Annotated in this window: 9 protein-coding genes; 5 read left to right on the top strand and 4 right to left on the bottom strand. The window is 63.5% G+C overall.

Going from position 1 to position 15,513, the window contains the following annotated elements:
• Positions 1-31: 31 nt before the first annotated feature.
• Together F759_RS0114630 and F759_RS0114625 are read left to right on the top strand one after the other, a co-directional pair.
• Complete coding sequence (locus F759_RS0114630; RefSeq protein ID WP_027800510.1) at positions 32-832, top strand: ABC transporter substrate-binding protein; 801 nt, start codon at positions 32-34, stop codon at positions 830-832.
• Positions 833-1,128: 296 nt separating this feature from the next.
• A complete protein-coding gene (locus tag F759_RS0114625) occupies positions 1,129-2,502 on the top strand; it encodes an EAL and HDOD domain-containing protein (protein ID WP_027800509.1) in 1,374 nt (457 codons plus the stop codon).
• A gap of 143 nt (positions 2,503-2,645) precedes the next feature.
• Here the strand turns inward: F759_RS0114625 and F759_RS0114620 are convergent, their stop codons facing one another.
• Both F759_RS0114620 and F759_RS0114615 read right to left on the bottom strand, forming a co-directional pair.
• The gene (locus F759_RS0114620) at positions 2,646-4,103 is read right to left on the bottom strand and encodes an HDOD domain-containing protein (protein WP_027800508.1); all 1,458 of its coding nucleotides are present in this window, start codon (positions 4,101-4,103) and stop codon (positions 2,646-2,648) included.
• Between the two features lie 91 nt (positions 4,104-4,194).
• On the bottom strand, positions 4,195-6,009 hold the full coding sequence (locus tag F759_RS0114615) for a putative bifunctional diguanylate cyclase/phosphodiesterase (protein WP_027800507.1): 1,815 nt from the start codon (positions 6,007-6,009) through the stop codon (positions 4,195-4,197).
• Between the two features lie 297 nt (positions 6,010-6,306).
• Between F759_RS0114615 and F759_RS0114610 the strand changes: the two genes are divergently transcribed.
• The 3 genes from F759_RS0114610 (at position 6,307) to F759_RS0114600 (ending at position 8,920) form a co-directional block, all read left to right on the top strand.
• Positions 6,307-7,644, top strand: coding sequence for an EAL and HDOD domain-containing protein (locus F759_RS0114610; protein ID WP_027800506.1), 1,338 nt, complete (start codon positions 6,307-6,309; stop codon positions 7,642-7,644).
• Positions 7,645-7,870: 226 nt separating this feature from the next.
• Complete coding sequence (locus tag F759_RS0114605; protein ID WP_027800505.1) at positions 7,871-8,434, top strand: peroxiredoxin; 564 nt, start codon at positions 7,871-7,873, stop codon at positions 8,432-8,434.
• Between the two features lie 21 nt (positions 8,435-8,455).
• Complete coding sequence (locus tag F759_RS0114600; RefSeq protein WP_027800504.1) at positions 8,456-8,920, top strand: hypothetical protein; 465 nt, start codon at positions 8,456-8,458, stop codon at positions 8,918-8,920.
• Between the two features lie 110 nt (positions 8,921-9,030).
• Here the strand turns inward: F759_RS0114600 and F759_RS0114595 are convergent, their stop codons facing one another.
• Both F759_RS0114595 and F759_RS0114590 read right to left on the bottom strand, forming a co-directional pair.
• A complete protein-coding gene (locus tag F759_RS0114595) occupies positions 9,031-12,345 on the bottom strand; it encodes an efflux RND transporter permease subunit (RefSeq protein ID WP_027800503.1) in 3,315 nt (1,104 codons plus the stop codon).
• A 4-nt stretch (positions 12,346-12,349) separates the two neighbouring features.
• On the bottom strand, positions 12,350-15,499 hold the full coding sequence (locus tag F759_RS0114590) for an MdtB/MuxB family multidrug efflux RND transporter permease subunit (RefSeq protein WP_027800502.1): 3,150 nt from the start codon (positions 15,497-15,499) through the stop codon (positions 12,350-12,352).
• Between the last annotated feature and the right edge of the window lie 14 nt (positions 15,500-15,513).

Raw genomic sequence — 15,513 nt, 5'->3', positions numbered from 1 at the left:
TCTTGTTCAATACCGCAGAGGAACACCCGCAATGAAGATGAATTGGCGAAACATGGCTGCGCTCGCGCTATTCGCGACCGCAACGATAACAGTAACGGCAGGCTCCGCAGTCGCGGCGGACATCAAGGAAGTGCGCTTCGGCGTCGAAGCGTCGTATGCGCCGTTCGAATCCAAGTCGCCATCGGGCGAGTTGCAGGGTTTCGACATCGATGTCGGCAATGCTGTCTGCGCGAAGCTGAAGGCAAAGTGCGTGTGGGTCGAGAATTCGTTCGACGGCCTGATCCCCGCATTGCAGGCTCGCAAGTTCAACGCGATCAACTCGGACATGACGATCACCGAGCAGCGTCGTCAGGCAGTGGATTTCACGGACCCCATCTACACGATCCCGAATCAGATGATCGCGAAGAAGGGCAGTGGCTTGCAGCCCACGCCGGCTTCGTTGAAGGGCAAGCATGTCGGCGTGCTGCAAGGCACGATTCAGGAGACGTATGCGAAGGCGCGCTGGGCGCCGGCGGGCGTCGACGTCGTGCCGTATCAGACGCAAGACCAGATCTATGCAGACCTCGCGTCGGGGCGTCTCGATGCATCGTTCCAGGATGCTGAGGCTGCGTCGAAAGGCTTTCTGAAGAAGCCGCAAGGCGCGGGCTTCGAGTTCGCCGGTCCCCCCGTCAGCGACGAAAAGCTGCTTGGCGCAGGCGTCGGCTTCGGCATCCGCAAGGGCGACAAGGCGTTGAAGGATGCGTTGAACCAGGCGCTGAAGGAACTGAAGGCGGACGGCACGATCGACCGTTTCGCGGCGAAATACTTCGACGTGAAGGTGGTGCTCAAGTAACGCGTTACGCCTTGACGCCCCAATGAAAACGGCCGCTAGTTGCGGCCGTTTTTTATTCGAGACATCGGGATGCGCGTTTTCCGCGCTCGCGACTTTTTTGCCGATATTGTTTTCCCGACATGCCCGCGCGAGACAGCCTGCGCTAAAATCGCCGGACAGCGCTGCTGTCGCAAGCACGACGCCGCAAACGATAAGATAAGGCCGCACGCAGTCCGTGTAGCCGTAACGGCAAAAACAGCACAAGACAGCCACAAGACAGCAACAGGCGCCGGGGCGGCGCCTCGCGGGGGATCAGAATGAGCACCATTGCAGTCGAAAAGCCGGGCCATGCGGGCGCCACGGACGAAGAGCAGTTGAACGCCAGCTTCGCGCGGCAACCCATCCTCAATCGGGACGGCATGCTGTGCGGTTATGAGCTCAAGATACGCGCGCCGGAATTGCCGGCAGACGCGCTATCCGACCTCCACGCCGACGCTGAAAGCGACGCCGATGACGCCACCGCCAAGGCAGGCCCGGCGCCCACGCCCGCGCAACGCGTAGCGCGCGCGATCATCCGCAGCTTCATTCACGGCAATGTGCGGGGCGCGCTGACCGGGCATCCGGCATACATCGACACGAGCCGGGACATGCTGTTCGACGACGCAATCGAGCGGCTGCCCGCCGAGCGCTTCCTGTTCGAACTGCCGCCCGACATGCAAGTCGATGACGAACTGATCGCACGCATCGTGCTCTTGCACGGCCGGCGCTACCGTTTCGTGCTCGACGATGTGACGCAGCCCAACGAGACCTTCGCGAAGCTGCTGCCTTATGCAGACGCCATCAAGATCGACATTACGTGCGCGCCCGCCGCGCTGTTGCCGAAACTGACAAGCGTGCTCAAGTCGGCAGGCAAGCTGCTGATCGCATCGGGCCTCGACGCGCAAGCCGACTTCGAAACGGCGCATGGCCTGGGCTTTGACCGCTTCCAGGGGTATTTCTTCGCGCGTCCGCAAACCTCCGTGACGCGTCGCGTGAGCGCGCCGCGCCATGCGCTGCTGAATCTGTTGCAATTGCTCGCGGGTGAGCCCACGGTCGCGCAGCTTGAAGCGGAGTTCAAGCTCAATCCAGTGCTGGTGATGCATTTGATGAAGCTGGCGAATTCGAGCGGCCTGGCGGTCGGCCATAAAGTGACGACGTTGCGCGATGCAATCAATGCGACCGGCACCGACCGCATCGCGCGCTGGACGCAGTTGCTGCTCTATGCGGACGGCCGCAAGGTCGCGCTCGAAGACGATCCTTTGCTGCAACTCGCTGCGACTCGCGCGCGTTTCATGGAACTGGCCATCGAACGCTTGCCGGAAGCCGGCCGCGACGAAGCCGACGCGGCGTTTCTGACCGGCGTGTTTTCATTCGTCGACGCAGTGTTCGGCGGCTCGCTCGAAAGCACGTTGAATGTGCTGACGCTCTCACGTCCGATCCAGGCGGCGATTTTGCAACGCGAGGGCGTGCTCGGTTTGTTACTGAGCACCGTCGAGGCGCTGGAGAACGGTTCGTGGGGCGAGCTTGCCGCACTTTGCGCACAGCTTGCACCGCTGACGGTGGAGGAGGTCGCTCAGATGGGGCTCGCGGCCGGCGCGTGGGCAGGTGTCGCGGATCGCAGCGCGGAAGGCCTGGAAAGAATCGAGGATTGAGGCTGAGGATTGAGGCCGAAATCTTGCGCGATGCCGGCATGCAGTGCACGCCGGCATCGCGAATCGGGCTTGTAAAAGTCTGGCGTCGGGCAAATGCAGAAACTGGAAACTCACGCACCGTGATCAGCGATCACGCCACGTCTTTACATCGTCTCCATTTCCCGCATTTGCCCCAGGCCGAAAAAACGGCCTAACTCCCTGGCCAGTTCGTTCAGCACGCTCATCTCTTTCTGCGAGATGCGGCGAGGCTCCTGAGTGTGTGACCAGTCGCCGTAAAGCAGCGCGACAGTCTGCTCTGTTTCGTCCACCACCGGTAACAGCACGAAGGCGCGGGCGTCGTCGAATGAACGGCGGAACCATTCGGGCAGCCGTGCGACCATCTTCGGATCGCGCGCGTTTTCAATGAAGATGCCAACCGAATTCGCTATCGCGAGGTGAAACACGTCGGGCTCGAATGCGGAACCGAACGTGAGCTTCGGCAATGCCGCGTCGATCTTCGGGCCGAGGCCGAGGCGCGCGCGGAAGGTGCCGTTGCTGTGCTTGACGAACACGACGGTGCGCGCAAAGCCGAGCGCTGCGAGCACGGTTTCCGACGCCATGCCGAGCGCTGGCGCAAGCGCGCTGCTGTCGGGCAGTGCGCGCAGGTCTTCGACGCCTGCCGCGATGCGCGCTTCCGGATTCAGCGCCTCGCGCGCCATCGCATCGGCGTTCGCGCGCAGTTCGACGATCTCGCGCATCACGCCGTCGCCGCCTTCCTCGCGGGCGAGCGCGACGCTCATTTCCAGCAGCACTTCCGGATCGGTGTTGAGCGCACGGCTATATTCCTGCGCGAGCTCCGCGATACGTTGCTCGCGCTCGAAGTCGGGCACGTTCTGCTGCGTGAGGACGTCCGCAACCGCCGTCGAGTAATTGGTGATGGCGCGCAGCCACTGCACCTGGCGCGGCTGTTCCGTGTCCTGCGGATCGAACTCGCCCATGCCCGAGCGGATCATGTCCGGCAGGCGCCAGCGCACCGCGGCCTCGGCGCCGATTTCGTCGAAGGTCACGCCGAGCACCAGCACGCACGCATCCGCTTCCAGCGTGCCGGTTTCGATGTGCCGGCGAATCTGGTCCCACTCTGCATCGAGGTAGAACACGACCAGCAGCTTGCCGATTTGCCGCATCAGCGTGCAGACCACCGCTTCTTCGCCAGCGCGCAGGTCGCCGCGCTCGGTCAGCTTGCGCGCGACGCAGCCCGACAGCAGCGTGCGGTTGAGTTCGAGCTTCGCGTCGATGCGGCGCGGCGCGCTGTGATGAAAGTGATCGACGATCTTCAGGCCGACGACGAGATGGCCGACGGCATCCATGCCGAGCACCATCAGCGCGCGCGACACCGTCGTGATATTGCCGCCGAACGCCATATACATGGCCGAGTTCGCGAGCCGCAGCACTTTTTGCGTGAGCGCGAAGTCCGAGAGCACCACTTGCACGAGGCCGGTGAAGTCGAGGTCGTCGTTGTTCATCGCCGTCATGGTGGTGCGCAGCGACTGCGACAGCATGGGGAAATCGCCGCGCTCGCTCATTCGCGTCCAGAGCCGGTCGAGCACAGCCGCCTTTACCATGTGATTCCCGCAAAAGCCATACATGTTCCAATGAATGCCACGCCGGCCTCGGGCCGGCTTGTGCCGCTGCGTAAGCGCTTGACCCGCACCGCTACGCGCTGTGCAGATGAAGCGAGCGCGCTTCGAAACGCTGCGCCAGTTCGTCGGACGGTAACGCCTTGCAGACGAGCCAGCCTTGAATGTGGTCGCATCCCATCTCGGTGAGCAGGGCCCGTTGTGCTTCCGTTTCGACGCCTTCCGCGACCAGTTCCAGGTCGAGTGTCTGAGCGAGGCCGACCACCGCGCTGACGATCGCCTGGTCGTTTCGGGAGGTTAGCAGATTCTCGACAAAACTCCTGTCGATCTTGAGCTTCGCAAGGGGAAACCGTTGCAGGTAAGCCAGGCTCGAATAGCCGGTGCCGAAATCATCGACGGCGAAGCGGATGCCCATCGCCGTCAGGTCCTCGAGCAATACTTTCGCGTGGGCCGGGTCGTGCATCAGCAGGCTTTCGGTGATCTCGAACACAAGGCGCCGCGGGTCGATGCCGGTCAGGTCGATCGCTTCGCGCACGGCGTCCTTGAAGCGCGGATCGCGAAACTGCTGGGGCGACACGTTGACCGCGACGTATTGCAGCGAAATGCCTTTGGCGTCCCACTGGATCAACTGCATGCACGCGATTTTCAGCACCCAGTTGCCGAGGAAGTTGATGAGGCCGATCGATTCCGCAAGCGGAATGAACATCGACGGCGGCACGAGACCATGCACCGGATGCAGCCAGCGGATCAGCGCCTCGACCCCGACCACGCCATGCGTTCGGCTGCTCGTGATCGGCTGGAAGTGTAGCGAGAACTCGCCGTTGCGCACACCGTCGTAGAGATCCGCCTCCAGTTTCAGGCGCTCGGCGTCGGCAGGATTGTCGTCGGGCACGTAGAACGCGAGCGTGTTGCCGCCCGCTGCCTTCGCCTGCAATAACGCGTGGTCGGCCCAGCGCAGCAGATGCGTGTCGTGTGCGGCGGTGTCGTTGGCGTGACGCACATCCGGATAAAGCGCAATGCCGATGCTCGCCGACAGATGCACTTGCTGGCCGCTGAATACATACGGTTGCTGGATCGCGGTCAAGAGACGCCGCGCCAGTGCTTCCGCGGCGGCGGCTGCGTCGGTGCGGTTCGCGGCGGGCTTGACGAGAATCGCGAACTCGTCGCTTGCCACACGCGCCACAGTTTCGTTCGAGCTCGTCATGTTCGTGAGACGCCGCGCGGTGTCGCGCAGCATCTCGTCGCCGGCGTCGTAGCCGAGCGCGCGGTTCACGCGCTGATAATCGTCGATGTCGAGCAGCAGCAGCGCGGCGGGCGTGCCGTGCGCATCCGCTTGCTGTTGCGCCTCGAGCACGGCGGGAATCAGCGCCGACTGGTTGGCGAGATTGGTCAGGCGATCCAGATGCAGCGCCTGGATCAGGCGCTCCTCGCTCGCGCGCCAGGCGGACACGTCGAAGCCGGCGATCGCATAGCCCTCGATGCCGTTGTGGCTGCTGCGCACTACGCGCAACTCGACTGTGATCGGGTAGGTCAGCGACTTGATGAGCCCCAGCGTGGCTTTCTCGACATTGCCCGATGCCGACGCGCGGGCGAGCAGCGCGTCGAGTCGCGCCACGTCGGCGTGGGCCACCAGTTCGTGCAGCGAGATCGTCTCCAGATACTCGCGGTGATAGCCGATAAAGCGCAGGCTCGCGTCGGACACATAGATAAAGCGCAGTTCACTGTCCACGTGCGCGAGCAGATCGACGGCGCCGACCACCTGCTCCAGCTGCGGCGGTGAGGGCGGGCCTGCTTGCGGCTTGTCATCCACGCGCCGGCCGAGCGCAAATAGCCGGTCGACGACCGTGCGCAAGGAGCCCCGGCGGGGCGCGGTGATCCTGTTCGCTTCCATGTTTGTCGCTGGCAACCTGTATTCGTCTGCAGGCGGAGCGGCTTGCTGTTCGCCTGGTGAAGGCGGCCGAAGCTATCAGGCCGCCCCATCAGAACAAGATAACGACCCGCGCCCCGAAATCTTTAGCGGATGTGCGAGAAAAACATTTTGTAAGGGAGAGCGGTGGCGCCGTGGCCGCCAGTTCGGGGCTGATTCCGTTAAAGTGCGGCTGCCGGGCGTCCGTTAATACGGCAAACCCTTTGTGCGGTGACGGCACGCCGCTGCCGCGCAACTCTTCGAAAGCTGCACCGATGATCCATGTCTGAACTTCATTTGGTCCGGGCCGCTGCCCGGCGCATCGAGGTGCGCGACTCGCCCGGCGACGACGCCGATCCGGCGTCCGCCGCGCAGTTCGTCTACCTGGGCCGGCAGCCTATCCTCGATCGCCGCGGCGCGCTCAACGCATACGAACTGCTGTTTCGGGCCGGCGCGCATAACTATGCCGAAGTCACCGACGACGCTCAGGCGACGGCGCAGGTGGTGGCGCGTGCGCTCGGCGGAATCGGCGTGCCTGCCGTGCTCGCACGGCATCGCGGCTTCGTGAATATCGACCGGGCGATGCTGTTCGACGACATCGTCCACGTGATGCCGCCCGAGCGCTTCGTGCTCGAGATCCTCGAAACCGTGAAGTTCGATGCGCAACTCGCACGCCGGCTGAGCGAGCTAAGACGCAGCGGTTTCCAGGTCGCGCTCGACGACGTCAGCGAGCTGTCCGACGAACTGCTCGCCATGCTGCCGCATGCCGATATCGTCAAGATCGACTTTTTGCAGACGGAGCGTGCGCATCTGCCCGAACTCGCCGCTGCCATGCGCGGCTTCGGCAAGACGCTGATCGCCGAAAAGGTGGAGACGCGCGAGGACTTCACGCTCGCGCGCGATCTCAGCTTCGATCTGTTTCAGGGCTACTTTTTCGCGCGGCCGCAGGTGCTGGCCGCGCCGCGCAACCGCTCGCCGCGTCCGAGCCTCTTGCGCCTGCTTGCGTTACTGTCGCGCGATGCGGGCATCGCCGAACTCGAAGCGGAGTTGAAGCTGAACCCCAGCGTTGTCGTGCAACTGCTGCGGCTCGTGAATTCGAGTGCATTCGGTCTCGGACGCAATATCGCGTCCTTGCGCGAGGCGATCATCGCGACAGGCACGCGCCAGATCGCGCGCTGGGCGCAACTGCTGCTCTACGCGGACAGCGGCGAATTGCCGTGGCGCGCCGATCCGCTCGTGCAACTGGCCGGCACCCGTTCGCGCTTCATGGAACTGGCGGCGGGCTGGATGCGTCCCGCCGACGACGAATTCGCCGATGCCGCGTTCATGACCGGCATCTTTTCGCTCGTGCATGTGCTGCTCGGCAGCACGCCGGAGGCCGTGCTCGAAAAGCTCGGCCTCGCGCCGCAGATCCGTGAAGCCATCGTCACGCGCCGCGGGCCGCTCGGCGTACTGCTGCGCATCGCGCAAGTGGCAGGCGAGGGCGGCGACGCGGCGTCCATCGCACTCGGACCCGATGCGCCGCCGGAATTCGCGGCGCTTACGCCCGAAATACTCGCCGAACTCAATCTCTCCGCGGCCGCGTGGTTCGGCGCGCATGTGGAGGAAGCGGCCGCGTAACGGGCGCCAATGCTTGCATCCGGCGCCGCACGCCGCACGTTTTTTCGTGTACGTGGTCCAATAGAGCGCAAGGCCGGCCGTTCATGTCGGGCTGTGTGGCTTCACGCTGCTTGGGGCCGCTTGAAAGGCGCTTCGAAGCGCTCCAAGGTGCTCGAAGTGCGCTGGAACGGCGCGGCCGTGGACTCGTCCCGGAAACGGTGTGCATCAACGCTCAAAGGATCAGCAGATGAAGAGGAAAGTCATATCGGCGGCGCTGGCCGCTGCCGTGTCAGCGGCGCTCGCCGCCTATTCGTTGACGGCTTCTGCAACACTCAAGCCGGGCGATGCCGCGCCGCAGTTCACCGCACAGGCGTCGCTCGGCGGCAAGACCTACACCTATTCGCTTGCCGATGAGCTTAAGAAAGGACCGGTGGTGCTGTACTTCTACCCGGCGGCTTTCACAAAGGGCTGCACGATCGAGGCGCATGAATTCGCCGAAGCCGTCGACGAATACAAGAAGTACGGCGCGACCGTGATCGGTGTGTCGCACGACAACATCGACACGTTGACCAAGTTCTCGGTGAGCGAGTGCCGCAGCAAATTCCCCGTTGCAGCAGATGCGGAGTCGAAAGTGATCGGCGCATACGACGCGGGCTTGCCGATGCATAGTTCGATGGCCAATCGCGTGTCGTACGTGATCGCGCCGGACGGCAAGATCATCTACGAGTACACGAGCCTTTCGCCCGAGAAGCACGTCGAGAATACGCTGAAGGCCGTGAAGGATTGGGCCGCGACCCACAAACAGCCGTAAGGCTTGTGTCGGGAGCTCGCGATGCCGATTATTGTTGCACTACTGGCGCTGATTGCGCTGGTGTATGGCGCGGTGCGCGCATTTGATGCGTTGCAGGCGACGTTCGGCACAGCGGTCGCCGTCGGCGTGGCGGTGCTGGCCGCGTTGCTGCTGATTGCCGCGGGCGCGTACTGGCTGCGCCGGCGTAAGGAAGTCGCACCGAATATTCGCGATGGCAACTGGACGCACCGGCTCGACGGCAGTTGGGGCTCCGTGCGGCTCGCGTCGGGCAAGCGTCTGTGTGAGATCCGTCTTGGCGCTGATGAGGGCGCTTATATCTTTGCCGATCTGCTCGGGGCCGACGTCGAGCGCGACGAGGCGCAATGGCAAGTCGCGCTCAAGGTGAAGGATGCCGCGCACGGCATGTGGCGCTTGCCTATGGACAACGAGCGGCAGGCAAAGCAATGGCAGCGCATTTTTCTGCTGGCGATGAAACAGAAACTGTGAGGCCGCTCGAACGGGCGGCATGACGTTGCGCGGCGGCTGTGCGTGTTCGATCGCAGTCGGCCGCGCATGCGTAACGCCGCGCACACATACTGCCGCGCACGCACAACGCCTCAAGCGGATGGAGCAATGCCGCTTCTGCGCGCTTTCCTCGACTCCCATCGCACGCGAATCCGGTCCATGTAAAGGTAGACGACCGGCGTCGTGTACAAGGTCAGCATCTGACTCACGATCAGCCCGCCGACAATCGCAATGCCGAGCGGCGCGCGCAACTCCGCGCCTTCGCCGCGTCCGAAAGCGAGCGGCAGCGCGCCGAGCATCGCGGCGAAGGTGGTCATCATGATCGGACGGAAACGCAGCAGACACGCCTCATGAATCGCGTCGCGCGACGAGCGGCCTTGCCGCGATGCTTCGATAGCGAAGTCCACCATCATGATCGCGTTCTTCTTCACGATGCCGATCAGCAGAATCACGCCGATCAGCGCGATGATGCTGAACTCGGTGTTAAAGAGCAGCAGTGCCAGCAACGCGCCCACGCCCGCCGAGGGTAGCGTCGACAGAATGGTCAGCGGGTGAATATAGCTTTCGTAAAGCATGCCCAGCACGATGTAGACGGCTGCCAGCGCGGCCAGAATCAGGATCGGCTGATCCGACATGGATTGCTGGAACGCCTGGGCCGTGCCCTGGAAGCTGCCGTGGATAGTCGCCGGCATGCCGATCTGCGCCATCGTCTCGTAGATCGCCTGCGTTGCCGTCGATAGCGACACGCCAGGCGGCAGGTTAAACGAGATCGTCGAAGCTACGAACTGGCTCTGGTGATTCACCGACAACGGCGTATTGCCGGGACCGAAGCTGGCAATCGCCGAGAGCGGCACCATCGTTTCCTTCGAAGTCGACACGGCCGCGCCCGACGAAGCGCTCGACTTGCCGCTCGTCGCGATGGAATTGATCGCCTGGTTGCGCGCGGAATCGGCGGCAATGGCTGCCGCGCTCGACGTCGTCGTGCCCGCCGTGCCGCCCGACGAAGCGCTCGTGGACGACGTGGTGGTCGCCTTCGTCACCGTGCCCGCCGGCGCATTGGTGGTCTGCGCACCGCTCGCGCTGCCGCCCGATGTGCTGATGTAGATCTGCTTGAGCATGTCCGGACTCTGCCAGTACTTCGGTGCAACTTCCATCACAACGTGATACTGATTCAACGGGTTATAAATGGTCGACACCTGGCGCTGGCCGAACGCGTCATACAGCGTGTTGTCGATCTGCGCGGGCTTGATGCCCAGACGCGACGCGCTCGCACGGTCGATCGTCACCATCGCTTCGAGGCCGCCTTGCTGCTGGTCGGAATTCACGTCGGTCAGTTCGCGGCGCGCCTGGAGCGCCTCGGTCAGCTTCGGTCCCCACAGATACAGGTCGGGCGTGGAATCGGCGAGCAGCGTGAACTGATACTGCGCATTCGATTGCCGCCCGCCCACGCGAATATCCTGCACCGATTGCAAGAAAGTGCGCGCGCCGGCGACGTCGCCGAGCGGCGCGCGCAGTTGCTGGATCACCTGATCGGCGGAAAGCTTGCGCTCGCTCTTGGGTTTGAGCGACACGAACATGAAGCCCGAATTGGTCTGCCGCCCGCCCGTGAAGCCGACCACGCTGTCGACGGCCGGATTCTTGCCGACGATGTCCATCATCTGCGCGAACTTGCCTTTCATCGCCTGGAACGATGTGCTCTGGTCGGCCTGAATGCCGCCGACGAGCCGCCCGGTGTCCTGCTGCGGAAAGAAGCCTTTCGGCACGATGATATACAGCCAGATATTCAGGCCAATGGTGGCGAGCAGAATCGTCAGGATCAGGCGCGGATGCAGCAGCGCCCAGCCGAGCGTGCGTTCGTAGCCGCGCTGCATCGACATGAAGCCGCGTTCGAGCCAGCGGCCGAACCGGCCTTCCTCTTTCTGTTCGTGAGGCTCGCGCAGAAGGCGCGAGCACATCATCGGCGTGAGCGTAAGCGAGACGATGAGCGACACGCCGATGGCAAGCGACAAGGTCAGCGCGAACTCACGGAATAACCGGCCGACGATGCCGCCCATCAGCAGGATCGGCAGGAACACGGCGACGAGCGAAATGCTGATCGACATGACCGTGAAGCCGACTTCGCGCGCGCCGAGGAACGCGGCCTGCATGCGCGGCACGCCGTTCTCGATATGCCGCGAGATGTTTTCGAGCACCACGATGGCGTCGTCGACCACGAAGCCGGTCGCGATCGTCAACGCCATTAGCGAGAGGTTGTCGATCGAGAAGCCGAGCAGATACATCGCGCCGAACGTGCCGATGATCGAGATCGGCACGGCCACGCTCGGAATCAGCGTGGCGCGCCAGTTGCGCAGAAACAGGAACACGACCATCACGACGAGCGCGACTGCGATCATCAGCGTGTGCTCGGTGTCTTTGAGCGACGCGCGGATCGTGACGGAACGGTCGGAGGTGGGCGAAATATCGACGTCGGCGGGCAGCGACGCATGCAACTGCGGCAGCATCGCCGTGACCCGGTCGACGGTTTCGATGATGTTCGCGCCCGGCTGGCGGTAAAGAATCACGAGCACCGAACGCTTGCCGTTGAAAAGGCCCAGGTTGCGCAGGTCTTCGACCGAATCGACGACTTCGGCCACGTCCGACAGCTTGACCGCCGAGCCGTTGCGATAGGCGATCACGAGATCGCGATACTGCGACGCCTTGCTCGCCTGGTCGTTCGTATAAATCTGCACGCGGTTCGGGCCGAATTCGATCGAGCCCTTCGGACTGTTCGCATTGGCGGCGGCGAGCGCCGCGCGCACGTCTTCGAGACCGATGCCGTAGTGGAACAACGCCTGCGGCTCCAGTTCGACGCGCACAGCCGGATTGGCCGAACCGCTCACGTCCACTTCGCCGACGCCGTCCACTTGCGACAGCGACTGCTGCAGCACCGTAGCCGCCGAGTCGTACAGTTGGCCGGCGGTGAGCGTGTTCGACGTGAGCGCGAGAATCATGATCGGCGCGTCGGCGGGATTGACCTTGTGGTAGGTCGGATTGCTGCGCAGGCTTGCCGGCAGATCGGCGCGCGCGGCATTGATCGCGGCTTGCACGTCGCGCGCCGCGCCGTCGATATTGCGGTTCAGGCCGAACTGCATCGTTATGCGCGTGGAGCCGACCGAACTCATCGACGTCATTTCTGTGACGTCGGCGATCGAACCGAGATGCCGTTCGAGTGGACTCGCCACGCTGGTCGCCACCGTGTTCGGGCTCGCGCCGGGCAGCGACGCCTGGATCGAAATGGTCGGGAAATCTACTTGCGGCAGTGGCGCGACCGGCAGCTTCATGAACGCGAAAATACCGGACAGCGCAATGCCGATTGCCAGCAACGTGGTGGCGACAGGGCGCGAGATAAAGGGACGCGACAGGTTCATCGCATCAGTTCCCTGCGTCCGTGGCGGGCGGCGTGGCACCTGCGGGCGGACCGCCGTGCGACGGACCGCCGCGGTTAAAGCGCTCACGCGTGCGGCGGGCCAATGAGTCGAACGCGAGGTAGATCACCGGCGTGGTGAAGAGCGTCAGCAACTGGCTCACGATCAGACCGCCCGCAATCGCGATCCCGAGCGGCCGGCGCAATTCCGAGCCGGCGCCGGTGCCGAGCATCAACGGCAGTGCGCCGAGCAGCGCGGCGAGCGTGGTCATCAGGATCGGCCGGAAGCGCAGCAGGCACGCCTGGTAAATCGCTTCGCGCGGCGCCTTGCCTTCCTCGCGTTCGGCGTAGAGCGCGAAATCGATCATCATGATCGCGTTTTTCTTCACGATGCCGATCAGCAGCACGATGCCGATAATGCCGATGATGTCCAGATCGTGTCCGGTCATCAGCAATGCGAGCAACGCGCCCACGCCCGCCGACGGCAGCGTCGACAGAATCGTGATCGGGTGAATGAAGCTTTCGTACAGTACGCCGAGCACGATATACATCGTGACGATGGCCGCCAGAATCAGGAACAGTTCGTTCGACAACGACGCCTGGAACGCCAGCGCCGCGCCCTGATAGCGCGTCTGGAACGACGCCGGCAAGCCGATGTCTTTCTCCGCCTGCTCGATCGCCTTGACGGCCGCGCCGAGCGATGAACCCGGCGCGAGGTTGAACGACACCGTAGTCGCGGGAAACTGGCTTAGATGCGTGACGAGCAACGGCGCGGGCTTCTCGATGAACTTCGCGATCGCGGACAGCGGCACCTGCCCGCCCGACGAAGTGGAAGAGGGCAGATAGATCGATTTGAGCGACTCGGTGTAGTGCTGCATCGACGGCTGCGCTTCCAGGATCACGCGGTACTGGTTCGATTGGGTAAAGATGGTCGAGACGATGCGCTGGCCGAACGCGTCGTACAGCGCGCTGTCGACGGTGGCGGGCGTGATGCCGTAACGCGACGCGGTGGCGCGGTCGATCTCGATGTACACCGACTGGCCGTTGTCCTGCAAGTCGGTGGCGACATCCGCGAGTTCCGGCGACTGCTTCAACCGTTCGATGAGCTTCGGCACCCACGTCGTGAATTCGCTCATGTTTGGGTCCGTCAGCATGAACTGATATTGCGTGGGGCTCACGGTGGAATCGATGGTCAGGTCCTGTACCGGCTGCATGTACAGCGACGCGCCGGCAATATGCGCGACGTCGCTTTGCAACTGACGGATCACTTCGCTTGCCGTACTGCTGCGGTCGTCGCGCGGCTTCAGATTGATCAGCATGCGGCCGCTGTTCAGCGTGATATTGCTGCCGTCCACGCCGATGAACGAGGTCAGGCTTTGCACGTCGGGATTCTTCAGGATCTGCGCGGCGAGTTCCTGCTGGCGCTCGGCCATCGATGCATACGACACCGACTGCGGCGCCTGCGTGATCGCCTGGATCACGCCGGTGTCCTGCACCGGAAAGAAGCCCTTTGGAATGAACACGTAAAGCAGCGCGGTGAGCACGAGCGTCAGTACCGCGACGACCAGCGTGGAGCGCTGACGGTTCAGCACCCATGTGAGCGCGACCGCGTAACGGGCGATCACCCAGTCGATCGCGCGATGCGCACGCGCCTCGAAGCGGTGGCTCTCGTGCGGCGGCGTGTGGCGCAGCAGTTTCGCGCACATCATCGGCACGAGCGTGAGCGACACGACTGCCGAGATCACGATGGTCACGGCGAGCGTGATCGCGAACTCATGGAACAGGCGGCCCACCACGTCGCCCATGAAGAGCAGCGGAATCAGCACGGCGATCAGCGAGACGGTCAGCGAAATGATCGTGAAGCCGATCTGCTTCGAACCCTTTAACGCGGCTTCGAGCGGCGCTTCACCTTCTTCGATATAGCGCGCGATGTTCTCGATCATCACAATGGCGTCGTCGACCACGAAGCCGGTCGCGATCGTCAACGCCATCAGCGATAAGTTGTCCAGCGAGAAGCCGCACAGGTACATTACGGCGAGCGTGCCGATCAGCGAAAGCGGCACCGAGAGGCTCGGAATGATGGTCGCGTAGACGTTGGCGAGAAACAGGTACATGACGAGCACGACGAGCACGACCGACATCGCGAGCTCGAACTGCACGTCGCGCACCGAAGCGCGGATCGTGGTGGTGCGGTCGGTGACGATCTGCACGTCGAGCGCAGCCGGCAGCGCCTGCTGCAACTGCGGCAGCAGTTTCTTGATGCTGTCCACGACCTGAATCACGTTCGCGCCCGGCTGGCGCTGCACGTTCAGGATGATCGCCGGCGTGCCGTCTACCCACGCGCCGAGCTTGGTGTTTTCCGCGCCCTGCACGATGGTGGCGACGTCGGTCAGCATCACGGGACGGCCGCTCTTGTACGCGACTACCGCGCTTTTGTATGCGTCGGCGTCGGTCAACTGGTCGTTTGCGTTGATCGTGTAGTTGCGCGTGGGGCCGTCGAAGTTGCCCTTTGGCGTGTTGACGTTCAGGTTCGAGATCGTGGTGCGCAGGTCGTCCAGATTCAAACCGTAGGCGGCGAGCGCGCGCGGGTTCGCCTGAATCCGCACAGCCGGCCGCTGGCCGCCCGACAGGCTCACAAGACCCACGCCCGCGACCTGCGAGATTTTCTGCGCAAGACGCGTGTCGGCGAGATCCTGGACTTGCGTGAGCGGCAGGGTTTTCGACGTAATGGCGAGCGTGATGATCGGCGCGTCGGCGGGATTCACCTTTGCGTAGATCGGCGGCGCGGGCAGGTCCGACGGCAGCAGATTGCCCGCCGCGTTGATCGCGGCCTGCACTTCCTGCTCGGCGATATCGAGCGGCAGATCGAGGCTGAATTGCAGCGTGATGATCGACGAGCCGGCCGAGCTTTGCGACGACATCTGATTTAACGACGGCATCTGCCCGAACTGACGTTCGAGCGGCGCGGTGACGGACGACGTCATCACGTCCGGGCTCGCGCCCGGATAGAACGTCTGCACCTGGATCGTCGGATAGTCGACCTCGGGCAGCGCGGAGAGCGGCAGAAACCGCAGCGCGACGAGGCCGACCAGCATGATCGCCGCCATCAGCAGCGCGGTGCCGACGGGACGCAGAATAAAAGCGCGGGATGGATTCATGCGGTAAGTGCCGT

It is taken from the genome of Paraburkholderia dilworthii, assembly GCF_000472525.1.
In the GTDB taxonomy this organism is placed as follows: domain Bacteria; phylum Pseudomonadota; class Gammaproteobacteria; order Burkholderiales; family Burkholderiaceae; genus Paraburkholderia; species Paraburkholderia dilworthii.
Note: the sequence above shows the minus strand (reverse complement) of the source record. Positions and strands in the feature narration are given on the sequence as shown.